The organism is Ramlibacter paludis (genome assembly GCF_022012305.1).
Taxonomy (GTDB): Bacteria; Pseudomonadota; Gammaproteobacteria; order Burkholderiales; family Burkholderiaceae_C; genus Ramlibacter; species Ramlibacter paludis.
In genome coordinates this window covers 990,031-1,008,826 of the sequence record NZ_JAKLTM010000001.1, presented here as the reverse complement: position 1 = coordinate 1,008,826, position 18,796 = coordinate 990,031, and the positions used below count along the sequence as shown (strand labels likewise).

Genomic DNA, 18,796 nt, shown 5'->3' with positions numbered 1-18,796 from the left:
CATGGCGTATTACCTGATCGGCGACCTGCAGGGCTGCGACGCCCCGCTCGGCCGCCTGCTTGCGAAGATCGCGTTCTCCCCGAGCCGCGACACCCTCTACTTCCTGGGCGACCTCGTGAACCGCGGCCCGGCCTCGGATGCCGTGCTGCGCCGCCTCATGGGCTACGGCGACTCCGCGCAATGCCTGCTCGGGAACCACGACCTGAGCCTGCTCGCGGTGGCGCAAGGCAACCGGGCGCCGCACCGCAACGACACCATGGACAGCATCCTCGGCGCGGCCGACCGCGATGCCATGCTGGACTGGCTGCGGCACCGCGCCATGGCAATCCATGCGCACGGTTTGCTGATGGTGCATGGCGGCGTCTTGCCGGCCTGGGACTTGCGGCAGGTGCTGGCGCTGGCAGGCGAGGTCGAGGCGGTGCTGCGCGGGCCGCAGCTGCCGGATTTCCTCGCGCACATGTACGGCAACCAACCCGACCACTGGGATGACGCGCTGGGGGGCTGGGACCGGCTGCGGGTCGTGGTGAACGCGTTGACGCGCCTGCGCTTCTGCACGCCCGAAGGCGTGATGGACCTGCGGGCTTCCGGCGGGCTGCACAAGGCACCGCCGGGGCTGCTGCCGTGGTTCGACGTGCCGGACCGGCGCACGGCCGGCGTCCCCATCGCGTTCGGGCATTGGTCGACGCTGGGCTACCTGCGGCGGCCGGACCTCATCTCCCTGGACACGGGTTGTGTCTGGGGCGGCTGCCTCAGCGCGCTGCGGCTCGCGCCGGATGGCCGGCACGAGTTGATCCAGGAGCAGTGCGAGCAGGCGCAGGCGCCGGGTGAGTAATGCCTTGTCATTCCCGCGCAGGCGGGAATCCAGGGCGCCCGCATTGAAAAAGCCCGCTGCGCGGGCTTTTTCTTCAACGCTCTGGGTCCCCGCCTGCGCGGGGATGACGGGATCAGGTCGTCTCCGTCGCTTTGAACAACGCAGCCACTTTGCGCTTCGGCTTGATGTTCGCCGAGATGCGCCCGCCTGCCGGCTTGGCGCCCGCTTCCCAGGTCGCGGCCGCTTCGCGTTCCGGCGGCTGGTAGGGCTGGTCGAAGAAGGGATCCTTGGGCGCGGCCGTGCTGCGCGGCTCGCGGCGGCGGTCTTCGTACGAAGGCGCACGGTCGCGGCGAACCTCGCGCCGCTCTTCCTCTTCGCGCCAGGCGCGGCGGCCGTCGTTGATGCGGCCGCGCGGACGGTCCTCGTCGAACTCCAGCGCCTCGATCTCCACCTTGTGCTTCAACAGCTTCTCGAGGTCGGCCATCAGCCGCGTGTCGCTCGGCGAGACCAGCGTCACGGCCAGGCCCGACGCGCCGGCGCGGCCGGTGCGCCCGATGCGGTGGATGTAGTCCTCGGGATTGAAGGGCACGTCGAAGTTGAACACCGCCGGCACGTCCTTGATGTCCAGGCCGCGGGCCGCGACGTCGGTCGCGACCAGCAGGTCGACCTCACCCTTCTTGAACGCTTCCAGCGCCTTCAGGCGCTCGTCCTGGCTCTTGTCGCCGTGCAGCGCGGTGGTCTTCATGCCCTCGCGCTCCAGCGTGCGGGCCAGCCGCGCGCAACCGAGCTTGCTGTTCACGAAGACGAAGGCCTGCGTGATGCCGCGCTGGCGCACGATCTGCTTGATGGCGTGCCGCTTCTCGTCGTCGGGCACGCTGTAGAAATGCTGTTCGACCGTCGACGCCGTGGCGTTCGGCCGCGAGACCTCGATGGTCACCGGGTCCTGCAGGTAGCTGTTGGCCAGGCGCTTGATCTCGGGCGAGAAGGTCGCGGAGAACAGCAGCGTGGTGCGCTGCTTGGGCAGGAAGGACAGGATGCGCTGCAGGTCCGGCAGGAAACCGATGTCCAGCATGCGGTCGGCCTCGTCGAGCACCACGTACTCGACCTGGTTCAGCACCGCGTTCTTGGCTTCGATGTGATCGAGCAGGCGGCCCGGCGTGGCCACCAGCACCTCGACGCCGCGCTTGAGTTCGGCCGTCTGCGGCTTCATGTCCATGCCGCCGAACACCACGGCGCTGCGCAGGTTGGTGTGCTTGGCGTACAGCTTCACCTGCTGCGCGACCTGGTCGGCCAGCTCGCGCGTCGGCAGCAGCACCAGGGCGCGCACCGGGTGGCGCGCGGGCGAGGTCGATGCGTTCTCGTGCTTCAGCAGCCGCTGCAGCAGAGGCAGCGAGAAGGCGGCAGTCTTGCCGGTGCCGGTCTGTGCCGCGCCCATCACGTCGCGGCCCTGCAGGACCACGGGGATGGCCTGGGCCTGGATCGGCGTCATGGACTCGTAGCCCATCTCGGCCACGGCACGGGCGAGGGGTTCGGCGAGGGCGAGGTGGGAAAAGGCGTTTTCGGACATTGCTTAGCCCGCTATTGTCGCATTCCTGCAAAAAGCGTGCCGCGGGCCCTGGACGGCCGGACCCGGAGGCCGGCCTCCGTGCTTCAAAGGCTGCGCGCGTTGAACGTGTCGCACGCCTTCACGCTGCCGGTCTGCAGGCCGGTGTTGAACCAGCGCTGGCGCTGGGCGCTCGAGCCGTGGGTGAAGCTTTCCGGCACGACCGCACGGCCGGAATTCGCCTGCAAGGCGTCGTCGCCGATCTTCTGCGCGGCATTCATGGCTTCCTCGACGTCGCCCTGCTCCAGGATGTTGCGCGCCTTCTGCGCATGGTGGCCCCAGACCCCGGCGAAGCAGTCGGCCTGCAGTTCCAGCCGCACGCTCATCGCGTTGGCCTGGGCCTGGCTGCCGCGGGCGCGCTGCTGGTCGACCTGGTCGGTGATGCCCAGCTCGTGCTGCACGTGGTGGCCCACTTCGTGCGCGATCACGTAGGCCTGCGCGAAGTCGCCGGGCGCGCCCAGCTTGTTCTTCATGGTTTCGTAGAAGCCCAGGTCGATGTAGACCTTGGAGTCGGCCGGGCAGTAGAACGGACCCATCGCCGCCTGGCCGGCGCCGCAGCCGGTGCGGATGGAGCCGCGATACAGCACCAGCTTGGGGGCGTGGTAGGTGGCGCCGCCCTGCTGGAACAACTGCGTCCACACGTCTTCGGTATCGGCCAGCACGGTGGAGACGAACTTCGCCTGCGGATCGTTGGCCGGCGGCGCGGGCGCCGGGCCTTGCTGCTGCACTTGCGGGGCCGGTCCGCCGCCACCCGTGAGGATGCCAAGCAGGGTGAGCGGGTTGACGCCCAGCACCGCGCCGCCGATCAGGGCGATCACGATGGTGCCGATGCCGATGGTTCCGGTGCCGAGGCCGAAGCCGCCGCCACCGCCGCCGCTGCTGCGCATGTCCTCGACGTTGGACGATTCCCGATTGCCTTCCCAGCGCATGCCGTTCTCCTTGTTGTAGAGTGATCCGATGGTAGTAGCGCCCAGCCCAGCCGTTCGTAGTCCGGCACCCGTTTTGGTTACCGGCTTCGACCCCTTCGGCGGCAGCCACGTCAATCCCAGCTGGCAAGCCGTCCATGCGCTGGATGGCCGCGTCATCGCGGGGCGCCGGGTGATAGGCGCCGAGGTGCCGACGGTCTTCGGCCGGTCGCTGCAGCGCCTGGCCCAGCTGGTCGAGGAGCACCAGCCGGCCTTGGTCATCTGCACCGGACAAGCCGGCGGCCGTGGCGCCCTGTCGCTGGAGCGCGTCGCCATCAACGTCAACGACGCGCGGATTCCCGACAACGCCGGCGCGCAGCCCATCGACACGCCCGTGGTGGCCGGCGGCCCGGCCGCCTACTTCACCTCGCTGCCGATCAAGGCGATGCTGCAGGCGCTGCTCAAGGCCGGCATCAATGCCGAGGTCTCGCAAACGGCCGGCACCTTCGTCTGCAACCACGTCTTTTACGGCTTGATGCACCTCCTGGCCCAGCCGCGGTTCCAGGGCGTGCGCGGCGGCCTGGTGCACGTGCCTTTCCTGCCGGAGCAGGGGCAGCCGTCGATGCGGGTCGACGAGATCGTCGCGGGCCTGAGCCTGGGGATCGAGGTGGCGCTTGCCACCGAGCACGACATCCGCAAGCAGGCCGGGGCCTTGAACTAGCTCACCCCACGATGTCGTAAGGCCCGCCCTTGGCAAGCGCGCGCTCGTACGCCGGGCGCGCGTGGATGCGCGAGAGGAAGGCCAGCAGGTTCGGCCGCTTCCCGTCCAGCCCCGCCCGCGCCTGCGCCGCCTCCAGCGGAAAACTCATCTGCACGTCGGCGGCGGTGAAGTTCGGGCCGGCAAACCAGTCGCGACCCCGCAGCTCGCCTTCGAGGTAATCCAGGTGCCGCTCGATCTGCGGCTGCACGAAGGTGCCCCGCACCTTGTCGGCGATGCCGCGCGCCACCGGCCTCGCCAGGAAAGGCATCCGGGCCTTGCCGATCTGGTCGAACACCAGCTTCAGCAGCAGCGGCGGCATCAGCGAACCTTCGGCGTAATGCATCCAGTAGGTGTGCCGCAGCCGCTCCGGGGTGCCGGCGGCGGGGATGAAGCGGCCATTGCCGTAGCGCTCCACCAGGTACTCCAGGATCGCGCCCGACTCGGCGAGCGTCACGTCGCCATCGGTGATCACCGGCGACTTGCCCAGGGGATGCACTTTCTGCAACTCCGGCGGCGCGAGCATGGTCTGCGGGTCCCGCTGGTAGAAGCGCACCTCGTAAGGCACGCCCAGTTCCTCCAGCATCCAGAGCACGCGCTGCGAGCGCGAGTTGTTCAAGTGGTGCACCACGAGCATCGCCATGTCCCTCCGTGAGCGCCGATGCTACCCCGTCGGTAGAATGGAGAGCGTGTCCATCCTCAACGCCGACCTGCACTGCCACTCCGTGGTTTCCGACGGCACGATGACGCCGGAGGACCTGGCCGCGCGCGCGGCCGCCAACGGCGTCGAGCTGTGGGCGCTGACCGACCACGACGAGATCGGCGGCCAGCAGCGCGCGGCGGCCGCGGCGCACGCGCACGGCATGAAGTACCTCACCGGCACCGAGATCTCGGTCACCTTCGCCGGCGAGACCGTGCACATCGTGGGCCTGGGCTTCGACGCCGACGACCCGCGCATGAAGCAGGGGCTGGAAGAGACGCGCGGCGGCCGCGGCGCGCGCGCCCGCGAGATCGCCGCGGGCCTGGCCCAGGTGGGCATCAAGGACGCCTACGAAGGCGCGCTGAAGTACGTCGGCAATCCGGAGCTGATCTCGCGCACCCACTTCGCGCGCTTCCTGGTGGACATCGGCGCCTGCAAGGACACCAACGAGGTGTTCCGCAAGTTCCTCACCGACGGCAAGCCGGGCTACGTGCCGCATCGCTGGGCGTCGCTGCGCCACGCGGTGCAGTGGATCACCGACGCGGGCGGCATCGCCGTCATCGCGCACCCGGCGCGCTACAAGTTCACCGCCAACGAGGAATACGCGCTCTTCACCGAGTTCAAGGCCCACGGCGGCCGGGGTGTCGAGGTGGTGACGGGCAGCCACACCGCCGCCGAATACGTGAAGTACGCCGACACCGCGCGCGAGTTCGGCCTGGCCGCCTCGCGCGGCAGCGACTTCCACAGCCCCGACGAAAGCCACACCGACCTCGGCAAGCTGCCTTACCTGCCGGGGCAGCTGACGCCCGTTTGGGAGCTGCTGGCCGACCGCATCCGGTGAGCGGCGGCCTCGCCGCGCGCCGGCCGCATGTGCTGGCCGGCATCGCGCTGGTGGTCGGGGCCAGCGCCTGCTTCGGCGCGCTCGACACCACCACCAAGTTCGTGACCGCCAGCGTGCCGCTGATGATGGCGCTGTGGTTCCGCTACTTCTTCCAGGCCATCGCCACCACCGTCGTCGTGCTGCCCATGAAGGGCATGAAGATCTGGCGCACGCGGCGGCTGATGTGGCACATCGTGCGCGGCATCCTGCTGCTCATAAGCAGCCTGCTGGCCTTCCTCAGCCTGCGCTACCTGCCGGTGGGCGAGTTCACCGCCATCGTGATGATCACGCCGCTGGTGATCACGCTGCTGGCCGCGCGCCTGCTGCACGAACAGGTGTCGCCGCTGCGCTGGGCGCTGGTGATCGGCGGCTTCGCGGGCACGCTCATCATCATCCGCCCCGGCGCCGGCACCTTCGGCTGGGCCAGCCTGATTCCGCTGGCGCTGGTGGCCACCAACGCCGCCTTCCAGGTGCTCACCAGCCGGCTCGCGCGCACGGAGGACCCGATCACGATGCACCTCTACACGGGGTGGACGGGCACCATCGCCGCATCGCTGGCGCTGCCCTTCGTCTGGATGTCGCTGGCCGATCCCTGGCTGTGGGCGATGCTCTGCTTCATGGGCCTGATGGGGACGGTGGGCCACTTCATGCTGATCCTGGCCTACTACCGCGCGCCGGCCGCGGTGCTCACGCCCTACCTCTACACGCAGATCGGCTTCGCCATGATCGGCGGCCTGCTGGTGTTCGGCCACGTGCCGGACCACCTGTCCTTGTTCGGAATCGGCATGATCGCGTTCTGCGGCGCCGCCGGCGCCTGGCTTACGGTGCGCGAGCGCCGCGAGGAACCCGCGAGCTGAAATGGCGCAGTTTTTCGACCTGCATCCCGACAATCCGCAGCCGCGCCTGCTGAAGCAGGCCGTGGCGATCATCGCCAAGGGCGGCGTCGTGGCCGTACCCACGGACTCGAGCTACGCCATCGCCTGCCACCTCGACGACAAGGCGGCGGCCGACCGGCTGCGCCAGATCCGCCGCGTCGACGAGAAGCACCACCTCACGCTGCTGTGCCGCGACCTGAGCGAAGTGGCGAATTACGCGCGCGTCGACAACAAGCAGTACCGGCTGCTGAAGTCGGCCACGCCCGGCCCTTTCACCTTCATTCTCGAAGCCACGCGCGAAGTGCCGCGGCGCGTGAGCCATCCCCAGCGCAAGACCATCGGCCTGCGGGTGCCGGACCACCGCGCCCTGCAGGATTTGCTGGCGATGCACGGCGCACCGCTGCTGGCCACGACGCTGATCGAGCCCGGCGAAGCCGAAGCGCTGAACGAGCCCGGCCAGATCCGCGACCGCTTCCAGCAGCAGCTCGACGCGGTGATCGGCGCCGGGCCCTGCCCGGACCAGCCGACCACCGTGATCGACCTGGTGCCGATGGGGACGGGCGGCGACGCCGTGCTGGTCCGGCAGGGGCGCGGCGACCCCTCGCTGCTGGGGCTGTGAGGCGCTAGAAGCGCGGTCCGAGCTTGACGCCCTGCAGTTCCTTGTCGAGGGAGCGCCGGAACAGTCCCGGCCCGATCCAGCTGTAGGCCACGATCGCCAGCCAAGCCACTTCGATCGGCATCGCCCACGCCCGCAGGCTGCCCTGCTCGACGACCCCGCGCAGGACCCGGTAGGTCGCGTAGGCCAGCAGCAGCACGAGGACGGAGCGCGTGGTGCCGATCGACTCCATCCACACGCTGTAGCGCCACCACAGGCCCAGCAAGGGACTCTTCCTGGCCTTGACGCCGGCCAGCAGCTGCAAGGCGCCGCGATGCGTGGCGTCGATGCGCAGGGCCTGCAACGCATGCTCCCGCGCGTCGTCGGCGATGCCCTGGCGCAGCAGCACGGCGCCCATGAGCACCAGGCCGTCCGCGCTTTCCGGCTCGATGCGCAAGGCGGCGTCGGCGAACCGGCGCGCTTCGTCCAGCCGGTTCTCCTCCAGCGCGTGCTCGCCCAGCGCCACCAGCGTGACCGGATCGCCCGGGTCGATGGCCCGCGCTTCCTCCAGCAGGGCGCCGACATCCGACTTGCGGCCCCACAGGCGATACAGGCTGGCGCGGGCCCGCAGCAGGTGCGGCGACCGCGGTTCCAGCGCGAGGGCCTGCTGGAAGTGTTCGTCGGCAAGCGCGAACTTGCGGTCCGCGGTCTCCACGATGCCGAGTGCATAGTGGGCCAGCACCGACTCCGGCGCCAGGGCCAAAGCCGTTCCCGCCTCGTAGCGCGCGGCGTGCAGGCGGCGCATGTTGTACAGGGCCAGGGCCAGCAAGGCGTGCGCCTCGGCGTCCTGGGGATCGTGCGCGAGCAGCTGGCGCAGCGTTTCCACCGCGCCCCGCACATGCCCTTGTGCCAATTGCTGCTGGGCGAGGCGATGCAGATGGTCGGTCAACTGAGCACCACCATCCACAGGCCGTTCGGCATCAGCGCCATGACCTTGCCGCGCAGGAAGAAGCCGGCGGCCACCACCAGGATGCCGCTGCGCACCTGGCCGCCGAAGTACTTGAACAGTTCGACGGTGCGCGCCTGCAGCACGAAGATCCAGTAGGTCATGCCCATCTTCCAGAGGGTGACCGCCAGGATGGCCAGCCATGTCTGCTCGCGCGGGATGTAGCCGGCCCCGATCGCCCAGCCGAGGCCCATCGCGAGCGCGAAGGACCCGGCAAATCCGGCAACGACCAGTGCCGTCTCGCGCCAGCGCGTCGGGCTGCCGATGGCGTGCCCGTTGACGACGAACCAGGTCCACGACAGCCACGTGCCGCCGAACATGTAGGCGAACATGGGCCACAGGGGATCGACGGCCAGGTGGCTCCAGCGGCTCGGCGCCGGCTCGTCGATGATGCGGTAGGCGGCTTCGCTCATTCCTTGCCGTTCTTCGCGAGGAAGGCCAGCACGTCGTCGTACTGGCCGGCTTCGTTGGCATAGCGCGCATAGTTGCGCGCCGTGGTGAGCCACTCGAGGGTGGTGGGCTTCACGCGCTTCAGGGCGGTGCGCAGGTTGGCGTCGGTCAGGGGAACCTCGCGCTCCTGCGCGATGGAGGCCTCGATCGCCTCCTCCACCGCCGTCTCCACGAGGTTGCGCAAGTCGGCGCCGGAGAAACCGGCGGTGCGGTCGACCAGGAAGTCGACGTCGATGGCCTCGGCCGGCCGCTCGCGCAGCAGCATCTCCAGGATGGAGCGCCTGGCCACGCGGTCCGGGGGCGGGACGAACTGGATGCGGTCGAAGCGGCCGGGCCGGCGGAACGCCGAGTCGACCGCCCAGGGGACGTTGGTGGCCCCTATGACCAGCACGCCGCCGTTGGCCTGCGCGAAGCCATCCATCTCGGCCAGGAACTGGCTGACCACCTTGGCGGAGGCGCCGTCGCGCGAATGCTGGCGCCGCCCGCCCAGCGCCTCGATCTCGTCGAAGAACAGCACGCAGGGGGCGCTCTGCCTGGCCTTCTGGAAGATGGCCTGCAGCTTGCGCTCGGACTCGCCGATGTACATGTCCAGGACATCGGCAATCATGACGTTGTGGAAGGCGGCGTTGCATTCGCCCGCGGTCGCGCGCGCCATCAGCGTCTTGCCGCACCCGGGCGGGCCGTACATCAGGATGCCGCCGCCCGACTTCTGCCGGAAGCGCTGGAACAGGCTGGGCTTCAGGAAGGGCAGGATGATCTTGCGGCGGATCTGCTCCTTGAGTTCGTCGAGGCCGCCGACGTCGGCGAACGTGACGCGCCCGGCCACGGGCTCCAGGGCATGCTGCGCATCTTCCCGGCGCGTGTCGTCGTTGGCGAGGACCGTCACCCGCTTGGGCCGGCCGCCCGCCTTCTCGATGAGGCGCATGCTCTCCAGCTGCGCCAAAAACTCGTGGTCCTCCAGGGCTGCGTTGCCGGCAACCGCGCGCTGGTAGGCGTGCAGGCCTTCGTCGGCGCGGCCCAACTGGGCAAGCGCCTTCGCCTTCAACAGCATGGCCTGGGGCTCCGCATCCTGGCACCAGCGCAATGCCGCTTCCGGCTCGCCGGCGGCCAGGCAGGTGCGGCCCGCAAGCAGGCGCTCCGGCGCACCGAAGGCGGGCAGCGCCTCGCGCCCCGCCAGCAGTTCGTAGCCGCTGCGCGCCTCGCCGCGTTCGAGATAGGCGCCCAGCAGCACCGCAAGCAGTGCGTGGTTGTCCGGCGTCAGCCTGTAGGCTTCGCGCAGGCTCGCGATCGTTGCGTCGTCCATGTGTTTCCCGTCGTGCCCGGTTTATAGCAGCCGCGCCAACCCGATTTGCGACAATGGCCGCCGTGAATCTCGAATCCTGGATCCAGGTCGTCCTCGTCTACAGCCTTCCCACCCTGTTCGCCATCACGCTGCACGAAGTCGCGCATGGCTACGTGGCCCGCCATTTCGGCGACGACACCGCCTGGAACGAGGGCCGGATCACCCTCAATCCCTTCAACCACATCGACCCGGTCGGGACCATCCTCTTTCCGCTGATGCTGCTGGTCGCGACCGGCGGCGCCTATGCCCTGGGCTACGCCCGGCCGGTGCCGGTGCGATACGGCAAGTTGCGCCGCCCCCGCACGCAGGGACTCTGGGTCATTCTCGCAGGCCCCGCCTGCAACCTGCTGCAGGCGCTGGCCTGGAGCCTGGTGCTGGTGGCACTGAACGTGGGCCGCATCGACGAACGCTTCTTCGTGGAAGTCGCCCGCGCCGGCATCCTGGTCAACCTCGCGATGTTCGCCTTCAACCTGCTGCCGGTCCCGCCGCTGGACGGCGGCCGGGCGCTCGCCTGGGTGCTACCCTACCGCCAGTCGCAGATGCTCGCGCGCGTGGAACCCTGGGGGTTCCTGGTCGTGACCCTGCTGGTGGTGATCGGCGTGGTCGACACCTACTGGATGCGCCCGCTGGTCGGCGCCGGCCTCAGCGCCATCCAGGCCCTCATTTCCTCGGTCTCCACCCTCTTCACCTAGTCTGCTGCCATGGCAACCGTCCGCTACCTCACCGGCATCACCACCACCGGCACGCCCCACCTGGGCAACTACGTCGGCGCCATCCGCCCCGCGGTGGAGGCGAGCCGCCGGGCCGGCACCGAGAACTTCTACTTCCTGGCCGACTACCACGCGCTGATCAAGTGCGACGAGCCGCAGCGCATCCAGCGCTCCACGCTGGAGATTGCCGCCTGCTGGCTGGCCGCGGGCCTCGACCCCGACCAGGTCTTCTTCTACCGCCAATCCGACATCCCGGAGATTCCGGAGCTCACCTGGCTGCTGACCTGCGTGACGGGCAAGGGCCTGCTCAATCGCGCGCATGCCTACAAGGCGCAGGTGGACAAGAACACGGCCGGCGGCATCGACGTCGACACCGACGTGACCGCGGGCCTCTTCATGTACCCGGTGCTGATGGCCGCGGACATCCTGATGTTCAAGGCGCACAAGGTGCCGGTGGGGCGCGACCAGGCCCAGCACCTGGAAATGGCGCGCGACATCGCGGCCAGCTTCAACCACCTGTACGGCGACCACCTCGTGCTGCCCGAAGCGCAGATCGACGAGTCGGTGGCGCTGCTGCCCGGCCTCGACGGCCGCAAGATGAGCAAGAGCTACGACAACGTGATCGGCCTGTTCGCACCGCGCGAGCAGGTGCGCAAGGCGATCTTCGCGATGCTCACCGACTCGCGCGCGCCCGGCGAGCCGAAGGAGGTCGAGGGCTCGTCGCTGTTCCAGGTGTACCAGGCCTTCGCTTCGGAGGATGAGACTCGCAAGCTGCGCCAGGCCTATGCCGACGGCATCGCCTGGAGCGACGCGAAGCAGCTGCTGTTCGAACGCATCGACCGCGAGATCGCGCCCCTGCGCGAGCGCTACGAGCACCTGGTCAACCATCCGCAGGAACTCGAGCAGATCCTGCAGGCCGGCGCCGCCAAGGCGCGCGTGCGCGCAACGCCGCTGATGAAGGAGCTGCGCGAAGCGGTCGGCCTGCGCAACCTCGCCAGCGTTGCAGCCGTCGCCAAGAAGGACAAGGCGAAGGGCACACTGCCCAGCTTCAAGCAGTACCGGGAAGCCGACGGCCGGTTCTATTTCAAGTTCGTCGACGCGCAGGGCAAGCTGCTGCTGCAGAGCGCAGGCTTCGATTCGCCCAAGGAAGCGGGACAGTGCATCGCGCACCTGAAGCAGTCGCCGGACGCTGCCAAGGCGCAGGAAATCACGCTGGCAGCAGGCGTTTCGACCGAAGAGGTGAACGCCGCGCTGCGGGCCTTGTCAGTCGGTTAAGTCCTACGGATTACCCCAGGAGTCGTAATGGCAGAAGCTGTATCCTTGCCCGTTGCTCACGCGGGAAATCAATTGAAAAACATGACTCTGTACGTCATCGACGACCACCCGCTGATGCGTGAGGCGGTGGTGATGCTGCTGCGCCGGCTGCGTCCGGGCGCGAATGTCGTGGAGTTCGATCGCATCGGCGGCATCGAAGCGGCCGTCAAGCAGCATGGCGTGCCCGACCTGATCACGCTGGACCTGAAGCTGCCGGACACCACGGGCGCGTCCGGCGTGCATGAATTGAAGAAGCGCTTCCCGGACACTCCGCTGGCCGTGCTGTCCGCCTCGCCCGCCGCCGACGCCGAGGAGCAGTGCATCGAAGCCGGCGCCGACATCTACATCGAGAAGTCCTCGGGCGCGCAGGAAATCGGCAATGCCTTGCGCGCGCTGTTATCCGCCGATGGCCAGTTCGAGGAACTCGCGCCCACCGACAACAAGCTGTCGAAACGACAGAAGCAGCTGATCGTGATGCTCGATCGCGGCCTGTCCAACCGCGAGATCGCCGACGAACTCGGCATCAGCGAACACACGGTGAAGGTGCACCTCTGGCGCCTGTTCCGCCGCCTGGGCGTGAAGAGCCGCACGCAGACGATCCACTACGCGCGCATGCACGGCCTGCTGGCGAGCTAGGCTAGACCGGCCGCGGGCGCTCCGGCAGCATCTGCGCGATGGAAGCCACCGCCCGCTCGCTCGCCGCCTGCGGGTCGGTCGGATGCAGCGCCAGCCGGAACACGGTGCCGCGTCCCACGCGCGAGCGCAGCGTTAGCGTGTGCCCCAGGATGCCGGTCAGGCGCCCGACGATGTAGAGGCCCAGGCCGAAGCCGTCCTCGGTGCCCGCATGCGACGGCACCTTGTAGAACTCCCGGAAGATCTCGCGCTGGTGCACCGGCGCGATGCCCACGCCCGTGTCCCAGATCTCGATGCGCAAGCCCTCGCGGGTCGTGCGCGAGGCGACCAGGATGCCGCCGCGCTGCGTGTACTTGACGGCATTGGCGATGAGGTTGCCCACGATCCGCTGCAGCAGGATCGGATCGGAGATCGCGGTTCCCGGCTGCACGTGCAGGCGGAACTGCAGGCCCTTGGCCTCGCACAGGGGCCTGTACTGCAGTTCCAGGTCGTGCAGCAGCTTGGCGACGTTGACGGTCTCGATGTTCAGCCGGATCTTGCCGGAGTCGAGGCGGGCCAGGTCGAACAGCGAATCGAACAGCTGGTTCACCGCCTTGGTCGACTCCACGATCTTGGGCGCGAGTTCGTGCACCAGTTCCGGCTCGCTGCCCAGCCAGTCGGCATACAGGCCCAGCGCGTGCACCGGCTGGCGGATGTCGTGGGCCGCGCTGGCGAGGAAACGGTTCTTGATTTCGACGGCATCCAGCGCCGCCTGGGTCTGGCGCGTGAGCGAGTCGATCAGCTGGTTGTTGCGGTACTGCAGCTCGAAATTGCGGCGCAGGGTGACGTGCAGGCGCGCGCCGGCCTGCAGCAGCACCTGCCAGAACGTGGCCAGCAGCGCCACCACCCACCAGTGGTAGCTCGGGCCCTGGAAGCGCAGCTGGAAGCCCATGCGCCAGGCCATCACGCCCAGCGTGGTGATGGCCAGCGTGTTGAGGTAGGCCGCCATCGTGGCGCGGTGGCTGGAATGGATGTTGATGGAGAACATCGCCAGGCCCGCGATGATCAGCCAGCAGATGAACTGGTCGGCCAGCGACGAGCGGTCGAAATAGAGCAGCGCCCCGAGGCCCCAGACGAGTGCCGAGGCCGGGAACACCCAGCGATAGCGTTCGAAGAATGCGACCAGTTCCGTCGAATTCTGGTGCACCACCTCGCCCTCGTAGCGGCTGATCACCCACATGCGGATGCAGGCCACGGCGACGCCGACGAACGCCCACACCAGCAGGGGCCAGCGCGCCCCGTCGCCCCACAGGACCACGACCACGATGGCGATCAGCAGCACGCCGACCCACTGGGTGGAGCGCTGGGTCCGCATCAGGTAGCGAACCAGCTCGCCCTCCACCCACTGCGTCTCGGCGATGCTCGCCGCGGCCGGCGGCAGGTCCATTTTCATGCGCGCGAGTCTAGATGAATCGGAAATCCGGACTAGGAGAGCTCCGACATCGGTATGGGCCTCGTCCTACAAGGCGGCCAGCTGAACACGAACAGACTCTGCCGTTGCGCTGAGCAGCAAGCAGAAGTCGCAGGCAAGCAGTGCAAGGACCTGGACAGCGGGCCTCCCTGTCCGAACATTCAGACCCAACCAGACGAGGACTTCATGGACTCCCAGACCGGCACCCACGACACCGACAACCTCAAGCCCGCGCCCAAGAAATCCCTGCGCGGCTTCGCCGCCATGGATCCCCAGCGCCAGCGTGAAATCGCCAGCCTGGGCGGCCGTGCCGCGCACCAGAGCGGCCATGCCCACGAGTTCACCAGCGAAGAAGCCCGGGCCGCCGGCAAGAAGCGCCACGCCCGCGCCGCCGGTGACGCCCCGCACGCCAGCTGATTCCTTGTAGGACGGCGCGGGCTGCGGATGGGCCAGGGGCTGACAGGCCCCGGCCGGGCCGCTGCCTAGCATGGCTAGCATGCCCTCCAGCCCCGCGGCCCTGTTGCTCTCCGATTCCCTGGCCGCCGCCAATCGCGCGCTGTGGCTGGCCACGCTGGGCCTGATGACGGCCTACATGCAGACTCCGGCGCCCGCCCACCGCTATCTCCTGGCGGGCCGGATCGCCCGTAATTTCCAGACCTTGTCGCAGCAGGAATGCTTCGACGGCGAGTGCCGCGCGCGCTTCCTGCGCCTGGGACATCGCTGGCAGGCCAACGCGGCGCGCTGCGCGCCCGAGGCGGCCCCGGTCGCCGGCGGCCTCCTGCGTTTCCTGCGCTTTCCGCTTCCGAGGCGTTAGCGCGACGAGCAGGGGCCGGGACCTACAGGACGCGCGGGGCGCGTCCGACAGCCCGCGCCCGGCCGTATTTGCACACTCCGCTGAAACATCCGCACGCAATTCTCAATGGCAGATACGAAAGGCATGGCCCCGACTTCCACGCGCACGTTGTGGAAGGGCGCAATCACCTTCGGGCTGGTGCACATCCCCATCGCGCTGCATTCCGCGACCGAGGAAAGCGACGTCGACTTCGACTGGCTCGACCGCCGCACGATGGACCCGGTGGGCTACAAGCGCATCAACAAGCGTACCGGCCGCGAAATCGACAGCAAGGACGTGGTCAAGGGCGTGGAGCACGGCAAGGGGAACTACGTCGTGCTGTCGGCCGAAGAGATCGCCGAGGCCTTCCCGCGGACCACGCAGACCATCGAAATCGAGGCCTTCGTCGACCTGGGCGAAGTGCCCTTCGTCTACCTCGAGCGTCCTTACTACACCGCTCCCATCAACAAGGGAGAGAAGGTCTATGCGCTCCTGCGCGAGGCCCTGACGGACACGGGCAAGGCGGGCCTGGCCAAGGTGGTGATCCACAGCAAGCAGCACCTGGCGGTGCTGGTGCCCATGGGTCCGGTTCTCGTGCTGAACCTGTTGCGCTGGGGCGGGGAGATCCGCTCCTGGGCCGACCTCGACCTGCCGCCGCAAAGCAAGAGCGCGCTCAAGCCGGCCGAACTGAAGATGGCCAAGCAGCTGATCGACGGCATGAGCGGCGCCTGGAGCGCGGAGAAGTACCGCGACTCCTTCCACGAAGCGATCACGAAGCTGGTGGAAGCCAAGGCGAAGGCCGGCAAGACCGAAACGGTGGAGCCGCTGGAGGAAGCACCGGAAAGCCAGGGCGCCGAAGTGATCGACCTGACCGAATTGCTGCGCCGCAGCCTGAAGGGCGGCGGCGACGCCAAGGCGCCGGCGCGCAAGGCCGCGGCCCGCAAGGCGCCGGCGAAGAAGTCCGCAGCCCGCAAAGCACCGGCCGCCAAGAGCCGCGCCCGGCGCGCCGCCTGAGGATCCGCATGGACGCCAATCTCTATTTCGCCGGCTGGGTGCTGGCCGCCCTGCTGGTGATCGGCCTGCTGACGGCGCTGCTGGCCCGCGGGCGCGACCGCTACCAGCTGCGCCGGCTGCAGGCGCAGAAGCTCATGCAGGCGCTCGACCGCTATTCCGCCTGGATCTGCGCCCAGCGCCTGGCCGTCGTCTTCCAGGGCGAGAGCCCGGAGGCCGCCGAAGCGCTGGACGAAGCCTGCACCCTGCGCATGGCGTGGTTTCCCGAACTGGCAGGTGACATGGCGGACCTGATGGCGGTACACAACCGCCTGATGAACTTCCTGCACACGCAACAGGCGCTGTGGCTGCGCGACCCGGAGCGCTGGCTCGAGTCGGGCCACGACCGCCGCTTCGTCGCGCTGTGGCGCCAGCACCAGCTGGCGCTCGACGCCCTGCACGCCCGGCTGCAGCAGGCCGCCAGCCTGCGCCTGGAGCTGGCGCCCGGCCGCCGGCAATCGACGTACGCCTGAATTTCAACGACACGGAGAAGCTCATGAACCACAACCTGTTCGGCAAGCTTGGCGCCCTGGCCGCCGGCGCGCTCGCCATGTATTACCTGGACCCGCAGATGGGCGCGCAGCGCCGCGCGCTGCTGGCCGACCTGGTGACGAGCGGGATGCGGGGCGAGTCCGCCGGCGGCCCGGCGCTGCAGGCGCGCCTCGCGCGCCGCACCTACCACCGCGCCGTGCGCGTCGATCCGCAGGCCGACGCCGAGCTGCGTGCCGGCATCCAGGCCCGGCTCGGCCGGCTGGTGAGCCACCCCCGCGCGCTCGACGTGCGCGTGGACCAGGGCGTGGTGCGCCTGAGCGGCGACGTGCTGGCGCGCGAGCGCGACGGCCTGCTGCTGCAGGTGCAGCAGATGCCCGGCGTCCTCAAGCTGGTGAACGCGATGACGGCGCACGAAACGCCCGACGGCATCACCCGGCGCGAGGCGCGCGAGGAAGGCGAGGCGCCGCCGCAAGTCGCGGCCTGAGGGCCGGCGGCTGCACGGGCTGGCCGCGGAAGCTCCAGGTGGATACGATCCGCACATCCCGAGCCCGCGCATGACCCGCACCCCTTCCCTCATCCTGTTCGGCATCGTCGTCGTTGCCCTGGTGCTGGGCGCGATCTGGTTCCACTCGTGGGGTGGACTGGCGCTGGTGATCGTCGGCGCCGTCGGCATCGTCTGGTACCGCGTCCAGGTCGCCCGCAGCGAGGAAGCCGAGGACTTCTTCGGCGGCACCGGCGAGGAGACCCGCCTCACCGGCTTCCAGGGCGGCTCGCCCAGCGAGATGCCGGTGGACCGCACGCCCGCGGCGGGCGCGCCGGACCACCCCGCTTCCTGAAGCACCGGCCGGGTCCGGCCCGCCGAGCGGACACCCGACTACCCGGCCTGGGGCCTGCGGCCTACAACGCAAGTGCTCAGCTGGGCCTACGGTGATGCCATCCGTTAGACCCAAAGGAGGCCTCTCCATGAAACACAAACTCCGCGCCCACGTGGCCGCCATCATGCTGCTGGCCCCGGCCGCTGCAACTTTCGTCGCCCTGCCCGCTGCGGCCCAGGCCGCCGCGCCGGTGATCACCTCGATGGCGGTCAACGCCGACGAAGGCCTGTCGCCCGGCTCGACCCTGAACTTCCAGCTGTACGCCGCCCCCAAGGCCCGCAAGGCCGACGTGGTGCTGGGCAAGAGCGGCATCGTCGTGCCGCTGCGCGAACGCACGCCGGGCAACTACACCGGTACCTACACCGTGCGCCGCTCCGACCGCATCGACCCGACGCAGCTGATGGCCGCGCGTGTCACGCACAAGCAGACCATCGCCCGCAACTTCGCCTACCCGCCGTCCTTCCAGGCCCTGGCCCTGGGCGCGGGTCCGGCCCCGGTTGCGGCCGCCCCGACCATCGAGCGCTTCGTGATGCGCCCCATGGGCCGGATCGAACCGGGCCGCGAACTGCACTTCCGCCTGATGGGCGCGCCGGGCGCCGACGCGTGGCTGGACATCCCCGGCGTGATCGCCGGCGTCGACCTCGCCGAGACCCGTCCGGGTGTCTACGAGGGCAACTACACGGTGCGCCGCCGCGACAACCTCGACGCCTTCCGCAATGCCGTGGCCACGCTGCGCAGCGGCAACACCCGGTCCACCGCGAAGCTGGACATGAACTGGAACGGCTGGGAGCGTGACCAGCGCCAGGCCCGCGACGAGCGCCCGCCGCAGATCACCGAGCTGATGCCCGCCAACGGCGAACGCGTGACCGAGCGCGGCCGCGCCAGCATCGGCGCCAAGCTCTCGGACGAAGGCGCGGGCATCGACCCGGCTTCCGTGCGCCTGAAGGTGGCCGGCCGCGACGTGACCGCCGATGCGCGCGTCACCGAGGACGAAGTGCGCTACCGCGCCGACCTCGAGCCGGGCCGCTACACCGCCGAACTGAGCGTGCGCGACAAGGCCGGCAACACCAGCAGCAAGGCCTGGACCTTCGACGTGGCGAACGACCGCGGCGATCGGGGCGACCGCTACGGCGGCGGCCCGCTGCCCCTGCGCATCACCAGCCACGCCAATGGCGCGACCATCGACGGCGCCGGCGCGCTGCGCCTGGAAGGCCGCACCGCCCCGGGCGCCAACGTGCGCGTCCAGGTCGAATCGGTGGCCAACGTCGGCGGCCTGCTGGGCGTGACCCAGCCGGTGATGGACCAGACCATCCAGGCGGACCGCGACGGCCACTTCAGCGTGGCGGTGCAGCCGTCCGGCCTGCCGATCCCCGGCCAGCGCTACGACGTGCGCATGACCGCCAACGACGGCCGCACGACGGCGGAAGAGCGCATCACGCTGCAGCGCCGCGGCTGATCGCCCCCTGCGCCTCTCCCGAAGCCCCGCCCCGGCGGGGCTTTTCACATCCTGTTGCAT

General features: G+C 69.3%; 22 protein-coding genes. 15 read left to right on the top strand and 7 right to left on the bottom strand.

Annotation, left to right across the window (positions count from 1 at the left end; translation table 11 throughout):
• The first annotated feature begins 1 nt into the window (after position 1).
• Entirely contained in the window at positions 2–832 is an 831-nt protein-coding gene (locus LZ009_RS05225; RefSeq protein WP_275696807.1) for a symmetrical bis(5'-nucleosyl)-tetraphosphatase, read from the top strand.
• Between the two features lie 112 nt (positions 833–944).
• On the opposite strand, the gene LZ009_RS05220 is transcribed toward LZ009_RS05225, so the two are convergent.
• Positions 945–2,378: a DEAD/DEAH box helicase gene (locus tag LZ009_RS05220; protein WP_275696806.1), complete on the bottom strand. Its 1,434-nt coding sequence runs from the start codon at positions 2,376–2,378 to the stop codon at positions 945–947.
• Between the two features lie 83 nt (positions 2,379–2,461).
• On the bottom strand, positions 2,462–3,343 hold the full coding sequence (ypfJ, locus tag LZ009_RS05215) for a KPN_02809 family neutral zinc metallopeptidase (protein ID WP_275696805.1): 882 nt from the start codon (positions 3,341–3,343) through the stop codon (positions 2,462–2,464).
• A gap of 28 nt (positions 3,344–3,371) precedes the next feature.
• Between ypfJ and pcp the strand changes: the two genes are divergently transcribed.
• Positions 3,372–4,040, top strand: coding sequence for a pyroglutamyl-peptidase I (gene pcp, locus LZ009_RS05210; protein WP_275696804.1), 669 nt, complete (start codon positions 3,372–3,374; stop codon positions 4,038–4,040).
• 1 nt (position 4,041) lies between these two features.
• Here pcp and LZ009_RS05205 read toward each other — a convergent pair whose 3' ends face one another.
• Positions 4,042–4,713: a glutathione S-transferase family protein gene (locus LZ009_RS05205; RefSeq protein ID WP_275697119.1), complete on the bottom strand. Its 672-nt coding sequence runs from the start codon at positions 4,711–4,713 to the stop codon at positions 4,042–4,044.
• A gap of 43 nt (positions 4,714–4,756) precedes the next feature.
• On the opposite strand from LZ009_RS05205, the gene LZ009_RS05200 reads away from it, so the two are divergent.
• The 3 genes from LZ009_RS05200 to LZ009_RS05190 are packed head-to-tail and all read left to right on the top strand — an operon-like array spanning position 4,757 to position 7,150.
• Positions 4,757–5,617, top strand: a complete 861-nt coding sequence (locus tag LZ009_RS05200; protein WP_275696803.1) for a 3',5'-nucleoside bisphosphate phosphatase — start codon at positions 4,757–4,759, stop codon at positions 5,615–5,617.
• Positions 5,614–6,513: a DMT family transporter gene (locus LZ009_RS05195; protein ID WP_275696802.1), complete on the top strand. Its 900-nt coding sequence runs from the start codon at positions 5,614–5,616 to the stop codon at positions 6,511–6,513. The genes LZ009_RS05200 and LZ009_RS05195 overlap by 4 nt, the downstream gene beginning before the upstream one ends.
• Before the next feature lies 1 nt (position 6,514).
• Positions 6,515–7,150 (top strand): L-threonylcarbamoyladenylate synthase, encoded by a 636-nt coding sequence (locus LZ009_RS05190; RefSeq protein WP_275696801.1) that lies wholly within the window; start codon positions 6,515–6,517, stop codon positions 7,148–7,150.
• Positions 7,151–7,154: 4 nt separating this feature from the next.
• Here the strand turns inward: LZ009_RS05190 and LZ009_RS05185 are convergent, their stop codons facing one another.
• The 3 genes from LZ009_RS05185 to LZ009_RS05175 are packed head-to-tail and all read right to left on the bottom strand — an operon-like array spanning position 7,155 to position 9,885.
• Positions 7,155–8,075, bottom strand: a complete 921-nt coding sequence (locus LZ009_RS05185; RefSeq protein WP_275696800.1) for a tetratricopeptide repeat protein — start codon at positions 8,073–8,075, stop codon at positions 7,155–7,157.
• Positions 8,072–8,545, bottom strand: a complete 474-nt coding sequence (locus LZ009_RS05180; protein ID WP_275696799.1) for a hypothetical protein — start codon at positions 8,543–8,545, stop codon at positions 8,072–8,074. Before LZ009_RS05180 ends, LZ009_RS05185 begins: the two co-directional genes overlap by 4 nt.
• On the bottom strand, positions 8,542–9,885 hold the full coding sequence (locus LZ009_RS05175; RefSeq protein WP_275696798.1) for an AAA family ATPase: 1,344 nt from the start codon (positions 9,883–9,885) through the stop codon (positions 8,542–8,544). The genes LZ009_RS05180 and LZ009_RS05175 overlap by 4 nt, the downstream gene beginning before the upstream one ends.
• Before the next feature lie 53 nt (positions 9,886–9,938).
• On the opposite strand from LZ009_RS05175, the gene LZ009_RS05170 reads away from it, so the two are divergent.
• The 3 genes from LZ009_RS05170 (at position 9,939) to LZ009_RS05160 (ending at position 12,584) form a co-directional block, all read left to right on the top strand.
• Positions 9,939–10,616 carry a site-2 protease family protein gene (locus LZ009_RS05170; protein ID WP_275696797.1) on the top strand — a complete coding sequence of 226 codons (678 nt, stop codon included), beginning with the start codon at positions 9,939–9,941 and terminating at the stop codon, positions 10,614–10,616.
• A gap of 9 nt (positions 10,617–10,625) precedes the next feature.
• Positions 10,626–11,909 (top strand): tryptophan--tRNA ligase, encoded by a 1,284-nt coding sequence (locus tag LZ009_RS05165; RefSeq protein ID WP_275696796.1) that lies wholly within the window; start codon positions 10,626–10,628, stop codon positions 11,907–11,909.
• A gap of 81 nt (positions 11,910–11,990) precedes the next feature.
• Positions 11,991–12,584 carry a response regulator transcription factor gene (locus LZ009_RS05160; RefSeq protein WP_275696795.1) on the top strand — a complete coding sequence of 198 codons (594 nt, stop codon included), beginning with the start codon at positions 11,991–11,993 and terminating at the stop codon, positions 12,582–12,584.
• Position 12,585: 1 nt separating this feature from the next.
• Here the strand turns inward: LZ009_RS05160 and LZ009_RS05155 are convergent, their stop codons facing one another.
• Positions 12,586–14,013 (bottom strand): sensor histidine kinase, encoded by a 1,428-nt coding sequence (locus LZ009_RS05155; protein ID WP_275696794.1) that lies wholly within the window; start codon positions 14,011–14,013, stop codon positions 12,586–12,588.
• 204 nt (positions 14,014–14,217) lie between these two features.
• Here LZ009_RS05155 and LZ009_RS05150 point away from each other — a divergent pair, with 204 nt between their 5' ends.
• The 7 genes from LZ009_RS05150 (at position 14,218) to LZ009_RS05120 (ending at position 18,736) form a co-directional block, all read left to right on the top strand.
• Positions 14,218–14,448 (top strand): KGG domain-containing protein, encoded by a 231-nt coding sequence (locus LZ009_RS05150; protein ID WP_275696793.1) that lies wholly within the window; start codon positions 14,218–14,220, stop codon positions 14,446–14,448.
• Between the two features lie 79 nt (positions 14,449–14,527).
• Positions 14,528–14,845 carry a hypothetical protein gene (locus LZ009_RS05145; RefSeq protein ID WP_275696792.1) on the top strand — a complete coding sequence of 106 codons (318 nt, stop codon included), beginning with the start codon at positions 14,528–14,530 and terminating at the stop codon, positions 14,843–14,845.
• Between the two features lie 123 nt (positions 14,846–14,968).
• Entirely contained in the window at positions 14,969–15,877 is a 909-nt protein-coding gene (ku, locus tag LZ009_RS05140) for a non-homologous end joining protein Ku (protein WP_275696791.1), read from the top strand.
• Between the two features lie 8 nt (positions 15,878–15,885).
• Positions 15,886–16,386, top strand: coding sequence for a hypothetical protein (locus LZ009_RS05135; RefSeq protein ID WP_275696790.1), 501 nt, complete (start codon positions 15,886–15,888; stop codon positions 16,384–16,386).
• A gap of 23 nt (positions 16,387–16,409) precedes the next feature.
• The gene (locus tag LZ009_RS05130) at positions 16,410–16,889 is read left to right on the top strand and encodes a BON domain-containing protein (RefSeq protein ID WP_275696789.1); all 480 of its coding nucleotides are present in this window, start codon (positions 16,410–16,412) and stop codon (positions 16,887–16,889) included.
• Between the two features lie 70 nt (positions 16,890–16,959).
• Entirely contained in the window at positions 16,960–17,241 is a 282-nt protein-coding gene (locus tag LZ009_RS05125) for a hypothetical protein (protein ID WP_275696788.1), read from the top strand.
• Positions 17,242–17,368: 127 nt separating this feature from the next.
• Positions 17,369–18,736: a hypothetical protein gene (locus LZ009_RS05120; protein ID WP_275696787.1), complete on the top strand. Its 1,368-nt coding sequence runs from the start codon at positions 17,369–17,371 to the stop codon at positions 18,734–18,736.
• Positions 18,737–18,796: the final 60 nt, after the last annotated feature.

Coding starts and splice junctions, on each gene's coding strand:
- LZ009_RS05225 (WP_275696807.1), top strand. CDS start 2: ATGGCGTATTACCTGATCGGCGACCTGCAGGGCTGCGACGCCCCGCTC.
- LZ009_RS05220 (WP_275696806.1), bottom strand. CDS start 2,378: ATGTCCGAAAACGCCTTTTCCCACCTCGCCCTCGCCGAACCCCTCGCC.
- ypfJ (WP_275696805.1), bottom strand. CDS start 3,343: ATGCGCTGGGAAGGCAATCGGGAATCGTCCAACGTCGAGGACATGCGC.
- pcp (WP_275696804.1), top strand. CDS start 3,372: ATGGTAGTAGCGCCCAGCCCAGCCGTTCGTAGTCCGGCACCCGTTTTG.
- LZ009_RS05205 (WP_275697119.1), bottom strand. CDS start 4,713: ATGCTCGTGGTGCACCACTTGAACAACTCGCGCTCGCAGCGCGTGCTC.
- LZ009_RS05200 (WP_275696803.1), top strand. CDS start 4,757: ATGGAGAGCGTGTCCATCCTCAACGCCGACCTGCACTGCCACTCCGTG.
- LZ009_RS05190 (WP_275696801.1), top strand. CDS start 6,515: ATGGCGCAGTTTTTCGACCTGCATCCCGACAATCCGCAGCCGCGCCTG.
- LZ009_RS05180 (WP_275696799.1), bottom strand. CDS start 8,545: ATGAGCGAAGCCGCCTACCGCATCATCGACGAGCCGGCGCCGAGCCGC.
- LZ009_RS05175 (WP_275696798.1), bottom strand. CDS start 9,885: ATGGACGACGCAACGATCGCGAGCCTGCGCGAAGCCTACAGGCTGACG.
- LZ009_RS05170 (WP_275696797.1), top strand. CDS start 9,939: ATGGCCGCCGTGAATCTCGAATCCTGGATCCAGGTCGTCCTCGTCTAC.
- LZ009_RS05165 (WP_275696796.1), top strand. CDS start 10,626: ATGGCAACCGTCCGCTACCTCACCGGCATCACCACCACCGGCACGCCC.
- LZ009_RS05160 (WP_275696795.1), top strand. CDS start 11,991: ATGACTCTGTACGTCATCGACGACCACCCGCTGATGCGTGAGGCGGTG.
- LZ009_RS05155 (WP_275696794.1), bottom strand. CDS start 14,013: ATGAAAATGGACCTGCCGCCGGCCGCGGCGAGCATCGCCGAGACGCAG.
- LZ009_RS05150 (WP_275696793.1), top strand. CDS start 14,218: ATGGACTCCCAGACCGGCACCCACGACACCGACAACCTCAAGCCCGCG.
- LZ009_RS05145 (WP_275696792.1), top strand. CDS start 14,528: ATGCCCTCCAGCCCCGCGGCCCTGTTGCTCTCCGATTCCCTGGCCGCC.
- ku (WP_275696791.1), top strand. CDS start 14,969: ATGGCCCCGACTTCCACGCGCACGTTGTGGAAGGGCGCAATCACCTTC.
- LZ009_RS05135 (WP_275696790.1), top strand. CDS start 15,886: ATGGACGCCAATCTCTATTTCGCCGGCTGGGTGCTGGCCGCCCTGCTG.
- LZ009_RS05130 (WP_275696789.1), top strand. CDS start 16,410: ATGAACCACAACCTGTTCGGCAAGCTTGGCGCCCTGGCCGCCGGCGCG.
- LZ009_RS05125 (WP_275696788.1), top strand. CDS start 16,960: ATGACCCGCACCCCTTCCCTCATCCTGTTCGGCATCGTCGTCGTTGCC.
- LZ009_RS05120 (WP_275696787.1), top strand. CDS start 17,369: ATGAAACACAAACTCCGCGCCCACGTGGCCGCCATCATGCTGCTGGCC.